The organism is Lewinella sp. IMCC34183 (assembly GCF_003390915.1).
Classification (GTDB): domain Bacteria; phylum Bacteroidota; class Bacteroidia; order Chitinophagales; family Saprospiraceae; genus Neolewinella.
Genome location: NZ_QMEM01000006.1, coordinates 245,718 through 269,503, shown reverse-complemented (window position 1 = coordinate 269,503; position 23,786 = coordinate 245,718). Strand labels below are relative to the sequence as shown.

General features: G+C 63.3%; 11 protein-coding genes. 9 read left to right on the top strand and 2 right to left on the bottom strand.

What is annotated here, in order from left to right:
- Positions 1-111 precede the first annotated feature (111 nt).
- On the bottom strand, positions 112-4,629 hold the full coding sequence (locus tag DQG19_RS14750) for a T9SS type A sorting domain-containing protein (protein ID WP_198661759.1): 4,518 nt from the start codon (positions 4,627-4,629) through the stop codon (positions 112-114).
- A gap of 248 nt (positions 4,630-4,877) precedes the next feature.
- On the opposite strand from DQG19_RS14750, the gene DQG19_RS14745 reads away from it, so the two are divergent.
- The 5 genes from DQG19_RS14745 to DQG19_RS14725 all read left to right on the top strand — a co-directional run bounded on the left by DQG19_RS14745 (position 4,878) and on the right by DQG19_RS14725 (position 13,706).
- A complete protein-coding gene (locus tag DQG19_RS14745; RefSeq protein ID WP_198661758.1) occupies positions 4,878-5,663 on the top strand; it encodes a hypothetical protein in 786 nt (261 codons plus the stop codon).
- Positions 5,664-5,843: 180 nt separating this feature from the next.
- Positions 5,844-6,851, top strand: a complete 1,008-nt coding sequence (locus tag DQG19_RS14740) for an LLM class flavin-dependent oxidoreductase (RefSeq protein ID WP_116127040.1) — start codon at positions 5,844-5,846, stop codon at positions 6,849-6,851.
- Positions 6,852-6,905: 54 nt separating this feature from the next.
- Positions 6,906-7,760, top strand: a complete 855-nt coding sequence (locus DQG19_RS14735; RefSeq protein WP_116127039.1) for a family 16 glycosylhydrolase — start codon at positions 6,906-6,908, stop codon at positions 7,758-7,760.
- Between the two features lie 79 nt (positions 7,761-7,839).
- Entirely contained in the window at positions 7,840-9,348 is a 1,509-nt protein-coding gene (locus DQG19_RS14730; protein WP_116127038.1) for a M20/M25/M40 family metallo-hydrolase, read from the top strand.
- A 104-nt stretch (positions 9,349-9,452) separates the two neighbouring features.
- Entirely contained in the window at positions 9,453-13,706 is a 4,254-nt protein-coding gene (locus tag DQG19_RS14725; RefSeq protein WP_116127037.1) for a response regulator, read from the top strand.
- Here the strand turns inward: DQG19_RS14725 and pelA are convergent.
- The gene (gene pelA, locus DQG19_RS14720) at positions 13,703-14,746 is read right to left on the bottom strand and encodes a pectate lyase (RefSeq protein ID WP_116127036.1); all 1,044 of its coding nucleotides are present in this window, start codon (positions 14,744-14,746) and stop codon (positions 13,703-13,705) included. The two genes, DQG19_RS14725 and pelA, sit on opposite strands and share 4 nt — an antisense overlap.
- 251 nt (positions 14,747-14,997) lie before the next feature.
- On the opposite strand from pelA, the gene DQG19_RS14715 reads away from it, so the two are divergent.
- From DQG19_RS14715 to DQG19_RS14700, 4 genes are all read left to right on the top strand, one after another.
- On the top strand, positions 14,998-19,827 hold the full coding sequence (locus DQG19_RS14715; protein ID WP_232826532.1) for a pectinesterase family protein: 4,830 nt from the start codon (positions 14,998-15,000) through the stop codon (positions 19,825-19,827).
- A gap of 148 nt (positions 19,828-19,975) precedes the next feature.
- Complete coding sequence (locus DQG19_RS14710) at positions 19,976-21,403, top strand: glycoside hydrolase family 28 protein (protein WP_116127035.1); 1,428 nt, start codon at positions 19,976-19,978, stop codon at positions 21,401-21,403.
- A gap of 50 nt (positions 21,404-21,453) precedes the next feature.
- Positions 21,454-22,992 carry an Ig-like domain-containing protein gene (locus DQG19_RS14705; RefSeq protein WP_116127034.1) on the top strand — a complete coding sequence of 513 codons (1,539 nt, stop codon included), beginning with the start codon at positions 21,454-21,456 and terminating at the stop codon, positions 22,990-22,992.
- Between the two features lie 40 nt (positions 22,993-23,032).
- Positions 23,033-23,773, top strand: coding sequence for a rhamnogalacturonan acetylesterase (locus tag DQG19_RS14700; protein WP_116127113.1), 741 nt, complete (start codon positions 23,033-23,035; stop codon positions 23,771-23,773).
- Positions 23,774-23,786: the final 13 nt, after the last annotated feature.

Below are 23,786 nucleotides of genomic sequence, written 5' to 3'. Positions count from 1 at the left end.
GTGTGCTGAAGGTAAGGTATCCCGGTCTCGCTTGCGGTGGATGTCCGAACAAAAAAGCGGCGGCACATCCCGTGGGGGTGCGCCGCCGCTGCTGGTTGGTCCTAGTGGTATTTATTGCTTGATCAGCCTGGTCGATTGTACGTGGTGCTCACCGGAAAGCGTGAGGTGGTAGGTGCCGGCGGGCAGGGTAGAAAGGTCGATGAATTCCGTATTCGTGCCCCGGCCGTACGACAGGTTGGAAGAGCGGACGCGGACGCCCAGGGAATTGGTCAGGGTCAGGGTCATGCGGCCGGCGGCGGGTGCCGTGAAGCGGATGGTGGCTCCGTCGGTGGTCGGTACCGGGTAGACCTTGAGCAGGTGAACCTGGTCGTAGCGGTCTACGGTGACGGTGTTGCTGTAGGCGTAAGTGCCGTCCGTGTCTGTCATTTTTAGGCGGTAGTAGGTCAGCCCGCCGGGAGCCGGGTCGAGGAAGGCGTAGTCGCCGGAACCGGTAGCGGTCACCCGTCCGATCTCGGTGAACGCGTCACCGGTGGCGCTGCTTTCTACCGTGTAGTGGGAGAAATCCACTTCGCTGGCCACCCGCCAGGCGATCCGGTTGGCGGATCCGCTGGCTTCCGCGGTCAGGTCGGTCAGGGTTACGGGGAGGGACGAGTTGGCGGTGGCCCCGAACTCGGAGAAGTGGGTGGTGGTGATCTGCAGGTAGCCGCCCAGGGTATCGTAGTAGTGGTAGGTGTCTTCGGGGGTCTCGAGGGCGAAACCAAGTTGGTCCGTGCTGTTGAGCAGGTTGCAGTCCTCGTCGGTCCCGTTGTAGTGGGTCACTTCCAGGTCCGACCACTCAAGATCCGGATTGGTGTACTGGCGCATCGCGAGGAGCTCTTGTCGGTCGAAGAGCAGACGGAGCTGTACGCCACCGTTCTTGGTGTAGGGTCCGGAGCCGTTAGACGGCGTAATATTGAAGTAGCGGCTCAGCATGCGGCTGCCCAGGAAGGGGGCGGTTTCGATGTTGCCGTAGTCGGTGGTTTCCACCGTGAAGTCGCCGAGGTCGTTGCCGTTGGGGTTGATCTCGAGTACGGCCTTTCCGTCGGGCGTCAGGATGCGGCGCCATTCGGTGCCACTCAGGTTAACGCCGGTGGCCGTTACGCAGGCGTCGTCGCCGGCCGTGATCAGGTCTACTACGTAGTCCGTTGCACCAATGGCGTTGCTGTAGTCACTTCCCTCGATCCGGATATCGTCCAGCAGGATACCGGTGCCGCCGGACGGGGCGGTGGACTCGAAGACCAGGCGGTAGGTGTGGGTGCCGTCGGTGACGGTGCTGACGCGCAGGTGCACGGTGGAATAATCGGTCGGGGCGGCGAGGTCCTCGTAGAGGGTGTCCACGATCTGGTCGAGGGTCTCGTCGTAGAGCATTACGCGCAGGTGGTCGGAGGTGCCTCCGTGGGCGCTGCGGTAGGTGAAGGACAGGTTGTTGAGGTTTTCGCTTCCGTGAAGGTTACCCATGTTCGCCCGCAGCATAATTTCCGGACTGACCAGGCGGTCGTCCTGGGCGCTGCCCCCCGTTGCCGGCAGGTAGAAGGCGCCCGAGCCGGTGGCGGAGTAGCTGGCGTCTTCGAGAATTTGCCAGCCGCCGTCGTTGCCGGCGTCTTCCACGTACCAGCAGTCCCGCAGGTCGCTGCTGACTTCCACGGTTTCCTCGAAGGTGAGGGTGGCGTTGTACACCCGGTCGGTGACCGTCATCTCCTCCTTGACCGTCGCGGTATTGCCGTCGGTGTCGGTGAAGGTCCAGGTGATGTTGCGGACCCCTGCTGCGGAGAAATTGCGGTCCCCGGCGGTGGCCGGCGTGCCCTCGATCGTCGTGCCGCACTTGTCCACGGCGGTTGCCGGGGCGACGGTCAGAGTGGGGGTACAACGTTGCTCGGCGCGGCCGGGGGCGGTGTAGCCGGTTGGACCATAAAAGTGTCCCGCCCCCTGGCTGACATCGATTTCCGAGTCCGCAGGAGCACTGATGAACAAATCGTCGCCGGAGAGCGCCACGCCGTGTCCGAAGGTGACGGGCGCCGTACCGGGTGCCTGAAGTTCCTGGACCATTGTCCAGCTAGCTCCGGCACCCTTTTCGTAGACATACACCAGACCGACGTTGGCATGCCCGTTTTTGTCCGCGACGAGCGCGCCGACTGCGGCCCGGTCGCCTTCGAGATCGATGCGCCAACCGAACTGATCGTCTGCGGTGGGGGCGCTCTGTTGCCACCGCTGCGTCTGCGCCCACAGCCCATTACTTCCCCGCTCGAAGAGGTAAGCCGCACCGACGTTGGTCAGGCCGGTATGGTCTTCCAGGTAGGCACCAGCCAGAATCCGTTCGCCGGAAACCTTAACGTGAAACCCGAAAAGGGCGTCGGACTGGACCGTCGACGCCTGTAATTTGGCGGTCTGCCGGAATTCACCGGTCTCGTTGATGATTTCGAAGACGTAAATAGCACCGGCATTGGGATTGCCGCTGTCTTCGTACGGTGCCCCGGCTACCAGGTAGCTGTCCGAAAGTGCTACGCTAATGCCGAAATGATCGCTTGCCTCGGAGTCAGCGGCGTACAGTTTGGCGGTCTGCTCCCAATTGCCGCCCGTCCGGTCGAATACGAGCACCGAACCGATGTCGACATTGCCGTCCAGATCGTCGCGAAAAGCCCCTACCGCCACGCGGTTACCGTGTGCGGCGATCGACCAGCCAAGATGATTGTCCCCTTCCATAGCGTAGTCCTGCAGGATGGCAGTTTGTTGCCAGCTTCCGCCGCCGGCCCGTTCGAAGATGTAGGCGGAACCCATATTGTCCCCGGAAGCCCCCGCCGGCTGGTTGTCGTCACCGGGTGCCCCGACGGCGATGTAGTCGGGGCCGATGGCTACGGAGTAGCCGAAGCGATCGTCGTTCTGGCCGTCGCCGGCGGTCAGCTTCTGGGTTTGCACCCAGGGGGCACCGATGTGATTCCGCTCGAAGACGTAGACCGCTCCGATATTATCGCCGCCGTTGCCGTCTTCGTAGTACGATCCGATTACCGCCAGGTTACCCCGAATATCGATGGAACCCATGTCCCCGAGGTAGTCGGCGTATCCGGCATCGCTGGCGGTGACCCGCTGCTGGTGCGCCCAGGCGTCGAGGGTGGCACCGGTCGGGACGGGCGCCGTAGCGGGGGCGGATCCGACCGTTGCCGTGTATGTACTGACGTAGTTGGGCTGGTCGGCGATCCGGCTGGTGACCGTGTAGTCGCCGGCGGAGAGCCCCGTAAATACGTTGCTCCCCTGGAAAGTTGAGCCATCGATGCTGTACTCTACCGGGCACGTGCAGGCGGTTTTGGTGTATACCGTAAGGGTGCCAGCAGTGCCCGTTCCGCAGGAGGGCGTGGTGGCGACCGAGGCAATACCGTACGCTACGAGGGGGCGTACCCAGAGCGTCAGCTTTTCGCCGGCCGGCAATTCTTCACCGTACACCAGTGCCTGATCGCCGCGGGCGGGAATCCAGTGCATGCCCTCTCCGACTCCGTTACTGTGGAAAATTTCCCCGTTTAGCGCGTAAAGGGAGCCGTCGTTTTGCGAGGCGTCCAGGGAAAGGTAACGGGAGCCGAGTCCCGACCACTGCCGGTTGATGGAATTTTCACCAGAGCCGTGCTTCAGCGTCTGGTTCCCGCGAATCCGGTCGAGTATGTCACCCTGGTAGGTAGTCACGTCCAGGTTACCCAGCGAGGACGTAATGCGCGCTTCGGTGGCGTCGGTCAGGGTGGACAGGACCTCGGGGGAGAGAATACCGCGAGCCGTAGCGGTGAGGTCGCTGCGTTGTGGTAATGCTCCCAATCCGTCGCCGAAGTCGAGGGCCACTTGTACGTAGCCCTCCGCATCAACGTAGGTACTGAAGGACACGGATTCGAGCGAAAAGTGATAGATGCCGGCGGAGGTGATGCCAAGTGCCTGACTTAGCTCGGTGAAGGGGTTGGTAGCGCTGCCGAGCGGCTCCGTAAGCTGCGGGGCACGAACCCAAAGCGTCAGTTTGTCGCTTGCGGGAATTTCGTTGTTGTGAGGTATTCCCTGGTCGCCCCGCTGCGGAATCCAGTGCAGACCGGCACCGTCTCCGTTGGGGTGATAAATTTCAGACTCCAGGGGGAGGGGGCCGCCCCCGGATATGGCATCTACCCCGAGGTAGTCCTTACCCGTACCTACCCAGTGGTCATTGTAGGCGTTGTCGCCCGTTCCGCTCATGAGCGAGGTATTCGATACAATACGTTGCAGAAGCGTAGGTTCGGCCGTCGTGGCATTGATCAGCCCCCCGGTGTGACTGATGCGGACCTCGGTAGCTTCGGTGAGGGTGGCCAGGACGGCCGGCAAGAGGATGCCGCGAGAGGTACGGTCAAGGGCATTGCCCTGGGGTAGGTTTCCAAGTCCGTCGCCAAAGTCAATGGCTACCTGCACGTATCCGCTCGCGTCGACAAAGGTGCTGAAGGACTCGCCGGAGAGGTGGAAGTGGTACGATCCGGGGGAGACGACGCCGCGCGCCTGACCGAGGGAGGTGAACGGGTCGGCGGCGGTCCCGCTTTGGCCAAAAACAGAAAGGCACAGGCACAGCGCTGCCAGTGTTAGTAAGGTTGATTTCATGAGAGTAAGACTGGATGTTAGATTCTCCCCTGACGTCGCCATAGCGATGTAATGAGATACTATTTTAACTACCCTCTTTTATTGAATATTGTCGGAGGACTAGCGCAGATTGCCCCAAATTCTGTTGTTTTTCCGGTCCGTAATGACGTGCACCGCGTGGCTAGCAAAATTTGCGCCCGGCCCGCGCCACGCACGTGACGCGAGCCGGGCGGGCGCGTCCCAGTTGGCAGCTCTTTTATTCACCTTACATGGAACTTTACGATATGTATTATTTGAACAGCCTGGTCATCGTGATCGTGCTCTTCGTCCTTATTGTTGCGGCCGACGAAGTGGGGCTGCGGATCGGCGGATTCTACCAGCGAAATACGGACGAAGACCTCAAGTCACACACTTCGGCCATTCAGGGCGGGGTGATCGGTATGCTGGCGCTGATCCTGGGCTTCACCTTTAATATGTCCATCCAGCGCTACGACAGCCGCGCCGGCGCGGAGGTGGCCGAAGCCAACGCGATCGGTACCGCCGAGTTACGCGCCGAACTGCTGCCCGATCCCTACGCCGGGGAAGCGCAGGCGGCCATTGACGACTATATTGACCTGCGGGTACGGAGCAGCCACGTCGACCTGACGCGCCGCGACGAACGCCGCGCCCTCACCGGCGAGACGCGGGCGATGCAGCAGCGCATCTGGGATATCGGCATCCGGGCCGCCGAAGCGAACCCCAATCCTGTAAAGACCGGTTACTTCCTCACCTCGGTCAACGATATGATCGACGCCCAGGGCGCCCGCCTCGACGTGCTCGAGCGGCACGTACCTCCGGCCATCTTTTACCTGCTGTTCCTGTTCTTTATCGCCACCGGGGGGCTGATCGGCTACTCCAGCGGACTGGGCCAGCGCCGCTCCCGCGTTCCCGCCCTGATCCTCAATCTGCTGATCTGCCTGCTGGTTTTCATCATCATTGACCTGGACCGTCCGCGGCGGGGACTGATCCAGGTGAAGCAGGACAGTATGGAGGCGTTGGTGGAGGTGGTCGATTGATGGAGGAATGGATTGATGTAGTGATGGAAGGATGAGCCTTCCGGGTCACGTCAGTGCCCGATTCGTTCACGGAAAACATGACACAAGCCTACCAAAGCGGGCTTCCGTAGGCATCAACTCGCAGGCGGGCTGGCATGTTACCTGAGAACACACGCCGAGCACCCTGCTAAAGACCGAACCATGAACACCGTCCCCACAAAATTCTCCGTCCTTGACCTAGCCGCCGTAGCCGACGGCAGCACGCCCGCCGATACCTTTCGCAACAGCCTGGAACTGGCGCGGCACGTCGAGCAACTCGGCTATACCCGCTACTGGGTATCCGAGCACCACAATATGGCCGGGGTAGCCAGCTCGTCGCCACCGGTGCTGATCGGCTACCTTGCCGGGGGCACCTCCACGCTGCGCGTGGGCTCGGGCGGCATCATGCTACCCAACCACTCGCCGCTCATCGTGGCCGAGCAGATGGGAACCCTCGCTACCCTGTACCCCGACCGGATCGATCTCGGCCTCGGCCGCGCGCCCGGGACCGACCCCGTGGCGAGCCGCGCCATCCGGGCCGGGCTCGGCTCCGACCCCCACAACTTTCCGCGTGACGTGCAGCAGCTGCAGGCCTACTTCTCCGCGGACAACCGCAACAGCAGCGTGCGCGCCATCCCCGGGGAGGGGCTCGACGTACCTATCTACATCTTGGGATCCAGCACCGACAGCGCCTACGTGGCCGGCATGCTGGGACTGCCCTACGCCTTCGCTACCCACTTCGCGCCAACGCAGTTCGAGGCGGCGCTCGAGCGCTACCGGGAAAACTTTCGCCCCTCCGACTTCCTGTCCGAGCCCTACGTGATCGCCTGCGTGAACGTGATCACCGCCGATACCGACGCGGAGGCCCAACGTCTGGGCACGACCCTGAAGCAAATGTTCCTGGGCATCGTTTCCGGGGAGCGCAAGCTTATGCAGCCCCCGGTCGACAATATGGACGCCCTCTGGGCGCCCCACCAGCGGGACTACGTGGAGCAGATGCTGGCGCAGTCGTTCATCATGGGCCGGGACAGGCTCGAGGAAGAAGTGCCGGCCTTCATCGATCGCTACGGCATCAATGAGCTGATGGCCGTGTCCCACGTGTACGACCACGGCGCGCGGCTGCACTCCTACTCCCTGCTTTCCGAGGTGATGCGGCAGGTGGCGGCGTAACTTCCCGGCCACATCGGATGTCCCGACATCCGATGTGGCAAGGAACTCACCGCTATGCTTCGCTACCTATACTACTGCCTGCCCCTACTCCTGCTCACCGCCTGCGGCAGGCCCGCCCCGAAATCGCAACCCGCCGCGGACCCCGAATCCGGCTACACGCTGGTCTGGGCCGATGAGTTCGACGCGGGCGAGCGGCCGGATACGGTCAACTGGGGCTACGAGCGCGGCTTCGTGCGCAACGAGGAGGACCAGTGGTACCAGGAGGACAACGCCCGCGTCGAAGACGGATTCCTCATCATCGAGGGCCGGCGCGAGGACCGTCCCAACCCGAACTACGAGGCCGGCAGCGACAACTGGAAGACCCGCTGGCCTACCATCGGCTACAGCTCCTCCAGCATCAATACCCGCGGCAAGCACGCCTGGAAGTACGGCCGCTTTGAGATGCGCGGGCAGGTTCCCGTAGGGGAGGGCTACTGGCCCGCCTGGTGGTCGCTGGGCGTGGAAGGCCCCTGGCCCGCCAACGGCGAGATCGATATGATGGAGTACTACCGCGGCGACATCCTGGCCAACGTGGCAAGCCGGGCCCCCAATGGCCGGGCCCGCTGGTCGTCGGTCCGTGTGCCGGTCGACAGCCTGGGCGGCGCGAAAGCCTTCGCCGATTCCTTTCACGTGTGGCGCATGGACTGGGACGAAGAGGCCATCGCCCTCTACCTCGACGACAGCCTGCTCAACCGGACACTCATCGATTCCATGCCCAACGCGGGCGAATACCCCTTCGAGCCCTTCCACCAGCCGCACTACCTGCTGCTCAACCTGGCCCTGGGCGGTAACAACGGAGGACCGCTGGACCGTACGCCCCTGCCGGTGGAGTATCGGGTGGATTACGTACGGGTGTACCAGAAGGAGTAGCGCGCGGCTTCTGCCGTACTGCCGGCCGGGTGGGCCGGTACCTTCCCACGAAGGTCGTAGCTTCACGCAAAGCTTAGCCATGCCCCACCCACTGCCCCTGCTGTTTGCCCTTTTACTCTGCACCTGCGTTCGCGCCCAGGACAGTCTGTACGAACGGACACTGGCCAGCCTGCCGGAGTATGAGGCCTTCCTGGCCATCCCGAATGACGCGGTGGTCGAGGGGCAACTCGAGCCCAACCTGCAGTGGCTGGAGAAAGAATTTACCCGGCGTGGATTCACGACCGAGCGGTTGCCGAACGCCGGAATCGATCTCTTCCTGGCTACCTATCCGGCGGCGGATACCGGGGCACAGACGGTACTCTTTTACGGGCACGTGGACGGACAATCGGTCGACTTCAGCAAGTGGGTGCTGGCCCCGCCCTACACCCCGGCGTACGGCCGTATGTCTACCGGTCCGGACGGTACCATAAACTACACTTCCGCCGACCTGCCGGTCCGGCCCGACACCTCCGACGTGCGCCTGTTTGCCCGCTCCAGCAGCGATGCCAAGGCCCCCATCATGATGTTTCTGCTGGCCTGGGACGAACTAGTCAGCCGCGGACAGCGACCGCCCTACACCGTCAAGTTCATCATCGACCCCATGGAGGAGACGGGCAGTCCCGACCTCACCGGTGCCGTACGTCAGCACCGGGCGGCCCTGGCCGCCGACCACCTGGTCATCCTGGACGGGCCGGTGCACCCCACCAACCGGCCCACGCTCGTCGGCGGGGCGCGCGGGATCGCCACGGCGACGCTGACCGTCTACGGACCCAGGCTCGCTCAGCACAGCGGTCACTACGGCAATTACGTCCCCAATCCCGCGCTACGCCTGGCGCAGTTGCTGGGCTCCATGAAGGACCAGCGCGGGCGGGTGACCATTCCGGGCTGGTACGACGGGATCGAGCTGGACGCGGAGACGCGGGGACTCCTGGCCGGCGTACCCGATGACCCGGCCGAATTGCGCGCGCGCATTGGCTTTGCCGAGCCCGACGGGGTGGGGGAGAACCTGCAGGAAGCGCTGCAGTACCCCAGTCTCAACATCCGGGGGATGGCATCCGGATGGGTCGGCGCGGAAACCCGCACGATCATCCCCACCACGGCGGTGGCCGAGATCGACGTGCGGCTCGTGCGGGAAAGCGAAGGAGAAAGAATGCTCGACCTGCTGCGGCGCCACGTGGAGGACCAGGGCTTTCACCTCATACCCGTCGACCGGGAGCCGACGGAGGAGGAGCGGCAGGCCTACCCGCGGCTGGCGCGCCTGGAGGGGCGGCCCAGCTTTGCCGCCTTCCGGACGGACCTTACCGGACCGACGGGGAGCTGGCTGCGGCGCGGCCTCGCGACGGCGCTCGGGGATGAACCGGTGCTGATCCGTACGATGGGAGGTTCGGTGCCGATCGCCCCCTTCGTGAACATCCTTGACGTGCCGGCCGTGGTGCTGCCCCTCGTCAATCCGGATAATAATCAGCACAGCCCCAACGAGAATCTGCTGCTCAGCAACTACTTCACGGGGGTACGCGCCCTGTTCGGCGTGTTGACGACCCCCTTGTAAGAGATGGCGTAAGCGTCGGTGAATAGACCGGAATGGTGGCCGGCCGGAGTGGGAAATCCCGTCCCGATTGGGGTATATTGTAGCGTTTCAGAGTCGATCAATACATGCCCTTAATCCCCCTTGCCCGGTGGCTGCGCCTCCGTTTATTTCGTCTTGTTCTGCTTTCCGGCCGCGTGCGCGGGTGCGGGGCCGGCGGGCGACGTCTAGTGGGTGCCGGCGGTCTGCTACTGACCTTGCTGGCCGTGACGACGGGCGCCCTGGGGGCCACCGATCCCTACCGGCCGACGATCGTCAACCCCCTCACCGAGGCCTGGCGGTGGCGCCACTTTCCGGAACTGGACGGTACCGGCATCCGGTGCATCGCGGAAACGGCGGACCGCCGCGTTTTCGTCGGCTGCAGCAAGGGAGTCATGGAGTACGACGGCTACGACTGGACCCCGCACCGCGGCCCGGACAGCCCCGCCGGATCACCGGTGGAACAGCTGCTGGTCACCCCCGACGGCTACGTATACGCTACCAACCAGGACGGCATCCACCGCTTCGACGGCGAGGAGTGGACGCAGGTATTCGACGCCCCGGAGAACTGGCCCTTCAATTTCGCGGCCCTGAAGCAGCTGAGTGACGGCAGCCTCATGGCCTGCTCCCACCGGGGCTTCGTGCTCCTGCGGGCGGGACGTACGGTGATCTATTCTTCCGCCGCGCGCCGGGAGGTCATGCAGGAGAGTATGCCGGACATAACGTGGATCGATATCCCCGCCAATGCGCTCACCGAAGAGGGGGACTTCCATTCCACCTCCGACGTGCTGGAAGATGCGGACGGCATGATCTGGCTGGCGCTCACTACGGAAATGGAAAGCGGCCGGCTCCTCCGGTTCCCCCGCGCCTACCTGGGGCGACCGGACTTCGGCACCTACGAGGTAGTGCGCAGTAATGACCGGATCAGCCTCGGGGCGGACCAGCGCCTGCTCGAGGCGGCCGACGGGCGCATCTGGGTGATCAACAGCAGCTCCGACCGCGGGATTATGGTATTCGACGGAGCGGACTGGGAAACGATCCACGTCAATCAGCAGTTCGGGGGCGACGAATACATGACCGACATCGTGCAGTCGGACAACGGGATCATCTGGATCTCCACCATCGCGAAGCTGTTCTCCTATTCCCCCGACGGTTCCTGGGCGATGTACAAATCGCCGCAGTATCCCATACCCGCCAACCGGGTGCTGCTGCAAAAGAGCCAGAGCGACCAACTGTGGCTGGCCGGCTATAAATCCAAGCTGCTGCTGCTCGATTTCTCCCTGAGCCGCTGGCTGACCTACGACGGGCTGAGCTATCAGCTGTCGGATGGGCCCACGGAGGACTGGTTCATCGAAAGCGATAATCGCGTGGTCCAACGGCGGGGGGACACCTGGACCGCCTACGGTACCGCGGACGGGCTGATGGACGCGCCGGTGCGGCTGCTCCGCACCTCCCGCGGACAGTTGTGGGCGGCGGGCTCCCACGGGGGCAAGGCGGCTACCGCCCTCTACCGGGACGGCCGGTGGGAGCGGCAGGTGCATCCGACCCTGTCGTGGGGCATCGACTACCGGGCGGTCTTCGAGGCGAGCGACGGGGCGCTCTGGTTCGGCGGCAGCGTCGACGCGCGGACCCAGGACGGATTCACGAGCGGACTCCTCCAGCTGGCCGACCCTATGGCCGACCAACTGGAGTGGACCAAGCATACCTACGGCGAGGACGGCCTCAACCAGGCCAACGTTTACGGTATCGGGGAGACCCCCGACGGGCGCATCTGGATCGGGGGGAGCAAACTGATGTTCTACGACGGCGAGCGCTGGCAGGCCGCCGCCGACGAGCGCCTGCAGCAGTACGTCAACTACGTACACAGCACCGATAACCTGCTGCTGGTGGGTTCGCGGTACTTCGGCGTATTCGTTTACGACGGGGCCGAGTGGAGGAATTACACTACGGCGGACGGCCTGTCGGGCAATACCATCATCAGTATCGATGCCCTGTCGGACAGTACCTTCATCGTGGCGACGGAGAACGGGACGTGCGCCTTCGACGGGACTTCCTGGACCAGGGGCCTGTTCCCGGAAAAGCTGGACCTGGACTTCGAGGGCGGTACCGTCACCCACAGCGACGCCTACCTGTGGATCGACCACGTGCCGCGCAGCTGGAAGCGCCGGGCGCTCAACGGCAGCGTGTTGGACCCCGAGCAGGACAAATTCTACAGCACCCGCTACCAGCCTTCCGTCACTCCACCGGAAACGTCCATCGCCTACTACACGGAGCGCATTCCGGCCGATGGAAACGGGATCATAGCGTGGGAAGGAAAGGACTTCTTCGGGAAGACGAACTCCGACCGGCTCGTGTACTCCTACCGGCTGGACGGCGGGCCGTGGGGGCCGTACGGGACGGCCGACGAATACGCCTTTACCGGGCTCGGCGACGGTCCTCACCGCCTGGAAGTGCGGGCGCGCGACCTGGACCTAAACGTCGATCCCACCCCGGCCGTGGTCTCCTTCGAAGTGCTGGCCCCGATCTGGAAGCAGGGCTGGTTCATCGGGCTTATCGCCCTGGTGCTGCTGACCTTCGGCTTTTACGAATACCGCGTACACTCCAAGAACGCCAAGCTGGAAACGATGAACGCCTCGCTGCAGGACCGGAACGAGGAAATCCGGCGGCAGCGCGACAAGCTGGAAGGCATGCTCGCGCAACTGGAAAATCTTTCGAAGGCCAAGATCGGCTTCTTCACCAATATCTCCCACGAGCTCCGTACCCCCCTGACGCTGATCCTCGGACCGATCGACCAGCTGGTGGAGGAGAAAGAAGGGCTGGCACCCTCCCGCCGCCAACAGCTCCAGGTGATCGTGCAGCGTAACGCCCGCCGCCTGCTGCGCCTGATCGATCAGCTGCTGGAGATCCGGCGCATCGAGCAGAGTGCCCTGGAGATCAAGCTCAGCGACGTCTCCCTGGCCGCTTACCTGGCCGACATCACCGAACTCTTCGAGGACCTGTCGGTGGAGCGGGACATCTTCCTGCAGTTCAGCGACGAGACGGAGGCGGCGGTGGTTGCCCTCGACACCGACAAGGTGGAAAAGATACTGGCCAACCTGCTGTCCAACGCCTTCCGGCATACCCCGCCGGGAGGAAGCATCTCCGTCTGTCTGGAAACCGTGAGCGCCGAGGCGTACGGCCTGAGTACGTACTACGACCGGTACTTCGAGATCACCGTCGAGGATACGGGCAGCGGGATGAGCGCGGAAAAGATCGCTTTGATCTTCGACAAGTACTACACCTCGCCCAGCGAGGCTTCCACGGAGAACGGAACGGGCATCGGACTGAGTTATATAAAGGACCTGGTCTACCTGATGCAGGGCGACATCCGCGTCAGCAGTACGCCGGGCAGCGGCTCCACCTTCCGGGTGTACCTGCCCTATGTGCCGGGTCGGTCGATGGCTCCCGCGCTGCCGGCCGCGAGCGGCAATTTCCGGAGTACCCGTCAGGAAGCTGCCCACCTCATGAACAGCTACCAGCAGGAAGCTTCCGGGGACGCCCCGGAGCCGGTCGTAGACCCCGGCCGCGAGCGGATTCTGGTGGTGGAGGACAATCCGGATATGCTGCAATTCCTGGCCCAGCTCCTGCGCGACGACTATACCGTGGTGACCGCCGATAACGGAAAAGACGGCCTGCGCCTGGCGCGGCAGCAGTCGTTTGACCTCGTGCTCAGCGATATCATGATGGGGGAGATGGACGGCATCACCCTGTGCGACCGACTGAAGGGTGACCTGGAAACCAGTCACGTACCGGTCATCCTGCTGACGGCCAAGGTGCTCGACGAAACCAAGGTTTCGGGCTACCTGAAGGGGGCGGACGACTACATCACCAAACCGTTCAATCCCGACCTCCTGCTGATCCGGATCAAGAACCTGCTGGCGCAACGGCAGCGGCTCCGGGATAAATTCAACCTGGACTTCCAGCTTACTCCGGAAACGGAGGAACTCACCTCGCCCGACGAGGAGTTCATGAACCGGCTGTCTGCGCTGTTGCAGGAGAACGTCTCCGAATCCGACTTCAACGTGAAGGCCATGTGCGAGGCGATGCACCTCAGTCATATGCACTTCATCCGCAAGGTGAAGCAACTGACCGGTAAAAAGCCGATCGATCTGCTGAAGTCTTACCGGATGAAGATGGCCAAGGAGCTACTGGCCCAGGACAGCCTGACGGTGGCCGAGGTAGCGTACCGGGTCGGCTTCGACCTGCCGAACTCTTTCAGCCGCACCTTCAAGAAGGAATTCAAGATGACGCCAACCCAGTACGTGCGTAGCGTCACCCGGGAGGAGGAGCAGGTGCAGGACTAGGGCTCCAGGCTTTTTTCCCATTTCGGATATTCCTTGTGGATGACCTTGTCGGGCCAGGTACCGTAGAAGGAATAGCCTACCCGCCGCTCGTTCTCGATGGCGCTCAACTGGTACCGGATGATCGCATCCCGCCCGATGAAGATCGGCCGGAAGGTGCCGAGTTCATAGAAACGGGCCCAGACGGTGCTACCGGGATCGGCAACCACGATGCGGTCGTGACCGCTGGGCTGGTCCGGGTCGTCGATGTCGTCTACGCGATATCCTTCGATGCTGACGGAATCCAGGAAATGAACCGCGGCGCGCACCGCCCGCCGTACGCGTTCGTCGGGGTCGGGGATATCCATGAGAAAGCGGACGATTCCGGCGCTTTCCGAACCACTGATCGAGGCGGGCTCGAACTTGCGGGCGGGCGCCGGGGCCAGCGTACGCCGATCGTGCTGGGCGCCCCAGGCGGTGAGTCGCCCGTCCTGGTCAACGTACTGGGTGGCCAGGATGCAGGCGATGCCCCGCTGAACGGCGCTGTCGGCCCGGGCGCGCAGGTCGGGCCCCAGCGAGGAAAAGGGTTCATCGCCCCGGCTGGCGTCGAAGAGGAGGTTCATCACGTCCATCATGGCCTTGTCGTTGTAGGTGATGTGGCCGTGGTAGCTTGAGGTGTCGGGGTACTGCTGCGGCCAGCCGCCGCCGGGATACTGCGCGCGGAAGAGGTAGTCCATTCCGGCTTCGGCGGCGGCACGGTAAGCGGGGTTGCCGGTATCCGTATAGGCCTGCATGAGGTAGCGGATCTCGCGGGTGGTGGTATGATCGTCGAGGGTGGCGTCGTCCTCGTCCTTGTCCTGCCGCACCGTGGTCGCCTCCTGGGTGGCCAGCTCGCTGGTGTAGTCGGTAGCGTCGCCGTCGTACTGCGGCCAGCCGCCGTTGTCGCGTTGGTAGAGTAGCATGCGCTCGGCCCGGGGGTCGGTAGTGGCTTCCGGGGGGGCGGGTTGCTGGGCCAGGCAGGAATAAAAGGTCAGGAGGGAGAGGGACAGCAGGAAGGTTTTCATTGCACGATACTTGACGGTATTAAAGGTACCGGGTACCCTGCGGTGTATTGTGTACGCCGGGGTCTATGTGAAAGCTTGCCCCACAAATGTGAAATCGTGCACACCGGAGGGAAGGCGGCCCGCCTACATTTGGAAGACGTCGGACCGCCCGGTTGGGCCACCGGCGCACGTCACTACACCGGTAGCGTTCCCGCGTGGCATCCAGCCCCGCACCCGCGCGCCGCCGCCTTTCTGTTTTTAAATTATCGATCGTGCACAAACATCTACTTCTCTTTCTCCTCATCCTGTGGGGCGGCTCGGGCCTGCTATTCGGACAGGACCTAACCTTCACTACCTACGATTTTACCGACGGAACGGTAGCCGCGAACGGCGAAACCTCCGACGGAGTGGTCAAACTCGGAGGTACGTATGCCCAGCACGGCGACAAGTACGGCCTCAACCTGAAGGCCGACGGGCAAATCTCCGTGGCCGTCCAGGGCAGTGCTACGATCCGCTTTCTGGGCTCGGTGCATTCCGGCCTCGAAATGACGGGTACCGCCGAAACCACGGGGGATCTTGGGGTGCAGTCCACACGGGTCGAAAACGACCTGCAGGATACCTACGCCTTCACCTACGCGGGGCCGGCCACGACGCTCGTGTTCACCCTGGCCACCGGCGAGGGCAACGACCTGTACCTACCCTCGCTCGACGTGATCCCCGCCCAGCCCGGCATGGACTTCAGCGAGCCGGACGCCGAGATCGTGTACTACTTCGACTTTCGCGACGGGAGCATCGTACCCACGGATACCGAGGGTCAGTCGGATCTACAGGCCGGCCTGCTCGACCTGCGGGTCGGTACCCAGAACGCGTACGGCTTCAACGGGGCCCAGCATGGCGTGGCCCTGAAGCCGGGCAACCAGGTGGAGGTCGCGGTGGCCGGCAACAGCCTCCTCCGGTTGGGCGGCAGCATCTACTCCAACGGGATGATCGAGGCCAGCAGCACCACGGGCAGTTTCGAGGTCGATGCCATGTCCGCCACCGCCAGTGGCAACTACGGAAACGACGGAGCTACCCTCGATTTTCTTTACGTGGGCGAGGCCGGGACGGTCACTTTCGACTTCACGGGGACTACCTACCTGCCCTACCTGGAGATCGTCCCGCTGACCTACGCGGTGACCCTCGCGGAGTGGGTAGCCAAGGCCGGCACCGTGACGGTGAACGGAGTAGATATAAACCTGCAGAGCGGCGCCGACGCCACGGTGGTCACGGCCGTGACCGTGAGTGAGGGCACCGTCATCAGCAGCACGGCCGAGATGGCTACGGTGCTGATCGACCTGGGTGGGGAACCGCTGGCGAACTACACCCCTACCTTCAGCGGTGACGTCGCCGGGGTAGCCGTCCAGGGTGACTCCCTGCTGGTCACCTACACCGACGAAACCACCGATCCGACCGACTACGTCGTCGTCGTCCGGGACGCCAGTCAGGTACCCGAGGCGGAGCCGGGCAAGACCTACACGTACAACTTCGCCAACGGGACGGTACTGCCCCAGATCTCTTACCAGGAGCTACGCTACACCACCTTCGTGAGCGAGGACGGCCTGCTGACCATCAGGAGCAACACCGAAACGGAAGCCCAGCAGTTCGGCTACCACGACGCGAGCCACGGCGGCGTGTTCTTCCCGGGAAACAGCTTCTCCATCACGGTGGCGGGCAATGCGCTGATCACATTCCTGGTGGACACCTACGGCTCCGCCGAGGGCGCCACCTTCGCATTCCGCAACGCGGACGGGGACCTGTTGGGGTCCATCGCCGCCGAGAACATCGGCGATGAGGACGGCTTTCCCAGTACTTTCGCCTACACCGGGCCGGCCACTACCCTGACGGCTACGCTGATGAGCGATGAATTCCCGACCGCGGAGGTCTACATCCACGGACTCAGCGTACAGAACGAAGACATCGTGGTGACGGAGGCCGGCAAGGCCGACGTCTGGGACTTCGGTGCCGCGCAACTTGACGCCGGTGCCTACGTCAATAAGCTCGACGCGGCCACCATCAACGCCTGGTACGATCCCTCGATCGAGGAAGGTACGAGCGGCCACGTGCTGCCTGACTTCACGACCCCGGGACTTTCGTTCATCGGCGGCGGCAACGACCGGCTGCGCACGACCAATACCGCCCTGACGCGCTACGACGAGAACATCAGCAGCGCGGGGGACTACACCGGACGCATCTACGTGAACTCCGCCGGGGCGGTCGGTCGCTACCTGAGCCTGACCCTGAACGCGGACGATGAAGTGACCCTGGCGGTCAAGACCGACGCGGGCGGCACGATCAATTTCGAATATGCCCCCGACCCGGCCGCCCAGACCGACATGGTGCCGATGGGCAGCGACCTGACCGAGATGACCTTCACCGCCCAGCGGGCGGGCATCTACCACATCTTCGATACCCAGGGCAAGCCCAGCTACTACCGGGTGACGCGCACTCCGGCTACCTACGTTTCCCTGAGCGGCTCCATCGACGTATCGAACGCGGAAGGACTATCGGAGGGCTACGGAGTACAGTTCACCAACGAAGCCGGCAAGGTATTCACTGCGGACGTCAGTGATGATGAATATACCGTCGAACTGCCCGCCGGCAAAACCTACGAACTCAGCCTTTCCGGAGCCAACGGTTACGTAATCGGGAGCACGACAAGCATTGCGGTGACGGAGGAAACCACGGAACTGGACATCACCATCGTCGGAGTGGAACTCTATACGGTTTCCGGCTCCATCGAGGGGCTGGGCGACCTGCCCATGGATTTTGAATTGCTCTTTACCCCGGACACCTCCGCGCGGACCGTATATCAGCCCCAGCCCGTGGTCAACGTGACCGAGGCGACCTACACCGTAGCGCTGGAGGCCGGTACGCTGTACCTCATTTCGGCCCTCGGAGTAAATGACTTCTCCCCGGAAAACGACAGCTTGACGATCGCCGGGGACACAACCGTCAATCTGCGGTTCACTGCCAAACCGACCTACGCAGTCGCCCTGACCGTGGACGGGCTGACGGAGGCTCAGAAGGATGACCTGCAGCTAACCTTCACAAACACCGATGAGGAGGGCTACACCTACACCTTCTCCGATTTGTCGGCGGTCATGCTGCGTAGCGGAAGCTACCGTATCGACTACTCCGGCCTGGATGCCTACCCGGTAGAATTAGCCCCCACTTCGCGCCTGACCGTCGCGGATGGGGACACGAGCAAGATGCTATCGTTCGTGCCCGTCCACCTGTGGAGCTTCGCCGACCGCGAGATCACGCAGGCGAACAGTGCCTACCGGGGCCTGCTCTTCACCGGCGGGGTCAGCAACGAGGTCGGCAAGGGGCACCTGGTGGCCGCCCCCGGCGCGACCATCCGCGTACCGGTCAATCCGGGCGAGGTCGTGAAAGTGAGTTACTACTATTACGCCAACCTCAGTATCGAGGGCGGTGCGACCTTCGGGACCGAGAGCGGAAGCACGAGCCTTGTTGAGGATACCACCTACGCCTACACCGGCGACGCGGCCGGCTATGTGACCCTGACCGTGGGGGGTGACGCGAGTACCTACCTGACGGAGATCGAAACCTATCCCATGGTGGAATACAGTGCCATGCTACGGGTAGGTACGGACAAGGATTACCAAACCATCAACGACGCCCTGGCGGCCGTACGCCGCATGGAACGGGAGGCCGGGGAGCGGGTGACCGTCATGATCGATCCGGGCAACTACGAGGAAATGCTGGTCATCGACATGCCCGAACTCACCCTCAGCAATGCCACCGTCGACGGCCCCGGTATCGGGTTACTTAACCAGGGCGTCGATATTGCCGAGAACGCGGTGCGGATAACCTCGTACTACGGCCACGGCTACGACTACTACAGCATGGGCACCGACCAGAAGTACGACGCCGACGCCCTGCGCGTCAACCGGGAGAACGGTTTCCTGGGCTACGAGAACGTGGGCGCGGGCACCACGAACGGATCGTACTGGAACGCTACGGTGGTCGTCACGGCCGACGATTTCGTGGCCGAGCACATCATCTTCGAGAACTCCTTTAATCAGTATATCTCACGGAAGGAATCCGAGGATATCGTTGTAATGTGGGACAGCGGCAGCCGCGGCGAGCGGCCCACCAACTACGGCAACACGGACGTACAGGACCGCTCCTACGTAGAGCGCGCGGCGGCCATCGCCGTGGCCGAAGGAGCCGACCGGATGGTACTCGACGAATGCCGTGTCGTAGGCCGGCAGGACAGCTTCTTTGGGGGCCGGGGATCGCGGGTAGTAGCCTTCCGGGGCAGCATGATGGGGGCCGTAGATTACCTGTTCGGTGGCATGACCGCGGTCTTTTACGAGAGCGACCTGGCCATGAACGTCAGTGACGCCAGCAACGACCGCTCCTACCTGACCGCTGCCCAGCAGAGCGAACCCCGGGGGTACCTGATGTACGAATGTACGGTGACCAGCGCCGCGCCGGGGACGGAATCCGCCTCGACCTACCGCGCCAAGCCCGGCTACTTCGGCCGTCCGTGGGAAGCCACGACCAGCGAGGTCGTATTCTACAACACCACCATCGAAACCTCCGATTACCCCGGCGAGATCGGTGAGTCGCTGATCCTCCCCCTGGGTTGGCAGAACACCCTCGGCGGTGAATCGGAGATGATGTACGAGTACGGTACCGTAGAACTGTCGGGCGTCGACAACAGCGACACACGCGCCGACTGGGCAACGGTACTGGAACAGCCGGTGCTGAACGACGGAACCGATATCACCCCCTACAACTTCACCAAGGGCGACGATGGCTGGGATCCCCTGCCGGCCCTGATCGCCGAGAACCCCACCAGCCTGCCCGGCCAGCAGCCGGAATCGGAGGTGGTGCTCTACGGCGCCGGGAACCGCCTCTACGTGACCAACGTGACCTCGAATACCCGTCTGCGGGTGTACGACCTGCAGGGCAAGCTCCTGCGGGCTATGGACGTGGATACCGACCGCAACTTCCCCCTCCCAAATGGCCTGTGGATCGTAGTGGCCGACGACCACGACGGGCGCCGCGTAGGGAAGGTGTATACCCGTAACTAGCCACCGATCGCCTACGGATGTGGCGGAAGCGGTACGGGGGTAAAACCCGCACCGCTTCCGTTAATTTCTGAATAGCCCCCCGGCATGCCGCCAAGCTATATTTGGCCGCAACGGTACTCCGCATACGGAGCTTCCCTAATTTCTGATCATGCACACCAAGCTTATTTTCTCCTTTGTTACCCTGTTGCTACTGGCCGGCTGCGGGCCCGCCCCCGCACCGGACGCCACGGCCTCCGTCGGCGCCGACCCCTGGTCTGGGATGGACGACATCCTGGGGCGGATCAAGGCACCTGAGTTTCCCGACCGGACCTTCGACATCACCGAATACGGCGCGGAAGCCGACGACGAAGGCGACGACCTGGACGCCATCCGGCAGGCCATCGAGGCCTGCAACGCGGCCGGCGGCGGCCGCGTGGTCGTGCCCGCGGGAACCTTCGTATCCAACGGCCCGGTCCACCTGCTGAGCAACGTAAACTTCCACGTATCCGAGGGTGCCACCCTGAAGTTCAGCACCCGCCCCGATGACTACCTGCCGGCGGTACACACGCGGTGGGAGGGCGTAGAGACCTATAACTACTCCGCCCTCATCTACGCCTACGAGCAGGAAAACATCGCCGTAACGGGCACCGGTACCCTGGACGGGCAGGCCAGCAACGCGAATTGGTGGCCCTGGTCGGGCTCCGACCGCTACGGCTGGTCGGAAGGCATGCCCAGTCAGTCCGACCCGGAAAGCCGTCCGACCCTGTACGCCTGGAACACCAAGGAGGTGCCACTGGAAGAGCGCCGCTTCGGGGGCGTCAGCTACCTGCGGCCCAACTTCGTGCAGCCCTACCGCTGCAAGAACGTCCTGATCGACGGGGTGACCATCCGCAACTCCCCGATGTGGATACTCCACCCCACGCTGTGCGAGAACGTCACGATCCAGAACGTACGGGTGATCAGTCACGGACCCAACAGCGACGGTTGCGACCCGGAAAGTTGCCGCGACGTGCTCATCAAGAATTGTTACTTCGATACCGGCGACGACTGCATTGCCCTGAAGTCCGGGCGGAACCAGGACGGGCGCAACGGCAAGCGGCCGATCGAGAACGTGGTGATCCAGGACTGCGAAATGAAGGACGGCCACGGCGGCGTGGTCATCGGCAGCGAGGTCAGCGGCGGCGCCCGGAACATCTACGCCGAAAACTGCCTGATGGACAGCCCCAACCTGGACCGCGCCATCCGCATCAAGACGAACAAGGTCCGCGGCGGCACCATCGAGAATTGCTACTTCCGCAACATCGAGGTGGGCGAGGTCCGCGAGGCGGTGGTACGCATTAATATGCGGTACGCCATCTTCTCCGACACCACCCAGACCTTCATCCCGACCGTGCGGAACATCTACGTCGAGAATGTGACCTCCAAGAAAAGCCGCTACGGCCTGTTGCTGGAGGGCTACGACGAGGCGCACCCGATCCGCGACGTCTACCTCAGCGATTCCCGCTTCAGCGGCGTGGCGGAGGGCAACAAGATTGAATTTACCACCGGACTGCAGTACGAGGATTTTTACCTCAACGGTAACCTGGTAACCCCCTGAACACCTTCCTGAACCCACCGGGCCGGATGGGTCCGGCAACTTCTTAGATCATGCAAACGCTTTACCCCTTAATACTATTTCTCCTTGCCGCGTCCGTGCTCACCGCCCAGGACGGTCCCGTAGGCTGGGCCTCCCTCAACGGCGGCACCACCGGTGGAGACGGTGGTGAGGAAGTTACGGCGACGACCCGCTCCGAGCTCAATTCGGCCATTTCCGGAAGTACCCCCCGGGTGATACTGGTAGAGGATACCATCGAACTCAATCTCTACGAGCGGCTGAACGTAGGCAGTAACAAGACCATCCGCGGGGCTACGCCCGCTGCGATGATCCGCTTTGGCGGGTTGCAGGTGGTGGGGAACAACGTCATCATACAGAACCTCTCGATCGGTGATTCCTACGACCCGGCGGACCCGGACGGCAAACTCCACTCTACCGACGGCATCACCATCTTCGGGCAAAACGTGTGGGTGGACCACTGCTGGCTGTACTCCACCGCCGATGGCCTGCTGGACGTGCGCAGCGGCAACGGGTCGATCGCCGACTACGTCACCGTGTCCTACACCCGCTTCAGCGACCACAACAAGGTGAGCCTGATCGGTTCCAGCAACAACGAAACCGAGAGCCGGGGCCACCTGCGCGTGACCTACCACCACAACTGGTTCGATGGTACCTACGGGAAGTCCGTGGTACAGCGGATGCCGCGCGTACGGTTCGGCGACGTGCACCTGTTCAACAACTACTTCGAGGACGTGGGCTCCTACGCCGTAGCCGCGCGGTTTGAGTCCGACCTGGTGGTGGAAAGCAACTTCTTTCGCAATTCGAAGAACCCCCACGCCATCGAAGACCGCGGACTCGGCAACGAGGACCCCGATCTGGTGGCCGTGGACAACATTTACGAAGGGTCGGGAGGAGACCGGCAGACGGGAGGTGATGCCTTCACCCCGGCCGACTTCTATGCCTACACCCCCGATCCGGTAGGGGAGGTGCCGGGCATCGTGATGAACGGTGCGGGACCGTTGAACCCCGACGATAATCAGGCACCCGTGGCGGTCAATGACTCCCTTGATTTTACGGAGACGGCGAGAGCCACCATCGTTGACGTACTCGCTAACGATACCGACCCGGATAGCGACACCCTGCGCATCGCCCAGATCGATAACCTGCCCGCCGGATTGGCGATTGTCAAGGATAACCGAATCACCTATATACCACCCAACAGCCCGCCCGTAGAGGACGTCATCCGGTATACGGTAGTGGACGCGAACGGCGGATCGTCCCAGGCGGAGGTGATCATCGTCTACGATGCCTCGACCGCCACGCAAACCGTCCGCTGGCAGGACTCCCGTATCGATCTGTATCCCAACCCGGCCAGCGCGGAGGTGGAAGTACGCTGGCGGGCCGCCGTGTCCGAACGCACCACGATCTCGGTCCTCGATACCTACGGGCGTGCCCTGCCGACGAAGCTCGTCACCCCATCCGCCTCCGGCGCGTGGCGGGTCGACACCCGGACCCTGCCGGTGGGAGTCTACACCGTCCTCCTGCAGACACCGGAGGCCACGTACGGCCGCCGCCTCCTCGTGGCCCGGTAACCGGGCGCACCCTTACTTCCAAGCAATAGTGTACCGCAACATGGATTACCGCTTCCTGCTATTCCCGCTCCTCCTGCTACTGGCCTGTCAGAGTTACCGCCCGGCTACGTCCACGATCTACCTCATCGGCGACTCCACCGCCGCCAACAAGCGCGATGACGCCCGCCCCGAAACGGGGTGGGGGGAGATGCTGGCCGCGGAGTTCGATCAGGATATCCGGGTGGACAACCACGCCCGTAACGGCCGGAGCTCGCGCTCCTTCCGGGGGGAAGGCCTGTGGGACACGGTACGGAACTCCCTGCAGCCCGGTGATTTCGTGCTGATGCAGTTCGGGCACAACGATCCCAAGGAGGGGGCCACGCGGTATTCCTCCCCCGAGCAGTACGCGGATAACCTGCGGGAGTACGTCCGGGAGACCCGTGACGCCGGGGCCCGACCCGTGATCCTGACGCCGATCGTGCGCCGGAAATTCGGGGCCGACGGAAAGCTGACCTACACCCACGGCGACTACCCCGACGCGGCCCGCCGCGTGGCGGCGGAACTGGACGTACCCCTGATCGACATGACCGAACGCAGCCGGGAGGTGGTCAATACCCTCGGCGACGAGGCCTCGAAGTCACTCTACCTGTGGCTGTCACCGGGGGAGAACGCCAACTACCCCGACGGCGTCGAGGACGATACCCACTTCTCCCCCGAAGGTGCACGCGTCATGGCCGGCTTGGTAGCGGACGGACTGCGGGAGCTCCGGCTCGCTCCGGCCCGGTACCTGTCCAAGAATTGAGTATGCCCGCCCT

Excerpts from the sequence above, each read along its gene's own strand:
- DQG19_RS14750 (WP_198661759.1), bottom strand. The coding sequence starts at position 4,629 with ATGAAATCAACCTTACTAACACTGGCAGCGCTGTGCCTGTGCCTTTCT.
- DQG19_RS14745 (WP_198661758.1), top strand. The coding sequence starts at position 4,878 with ATGGAACTTTACGATATGTATTATTTGAACAGCCTGGTCATCGTGATC.
- DQG19_RS14740 (WP_116127040.1), top strand. The coding sequence starts at position 5,844 with ATGAACACCGTCCCCACAAAATTCTCCGTCCTTGACCTAGCCGCCGTA.
- DQG19_RS14735 (WP_116127039.1), top strand. The coding sequence starts at position 6,906 with ATGCTTCGCTACCTATACTACTGCCTGCCCCTACTCCTGCTCACCGCC.
- DQG19_RS14730 (WP_116127038.1), top strand. The coding sequence starts at position 7,840 with ATGCCCCACCCACTGCCCCTGCTGTTTGCCCTTTTACTCTGCACCTGC.
- DQG19_RS14725 (WP_116127037.1), top strand. The coding sequence starts at position 9,453 with ATGCCCTTAATCCCCCTTGCCCGGTGGCTGCGCCTCCGTTTATTTCGT.
- pelA (WP_116127036.1), bottom strand. The coding sequence starts at position 14,746 with ATGAAAACCTTCCTGCTGTCCCTCTCCCTCCTGACCTTTTATTCCTGC.
- DQG19_RS14710 (WP_116127035.1), top strand. The coding sequence starts at position 19,976 with ATGCACACCAAGCTTATTTTCTCCTTTGTTACCCTGTTGCTACTGGCC.
- DQG19_RS14705 (WP_116127034.1), top strand. The coding sequence starts at position 21,454 with ATGCAAACGCTTTACCCCTTAATACTATTTCTCCTTGCCGCGTCCGTG.
- DQG19_RS14700 (WP_116127113.1), top strand. The coding sequence starts at position 23,033 with ATGGATTACCGCTTCCTGCTATTCCCGCTCCTCCTGCTACTGGCCTGT.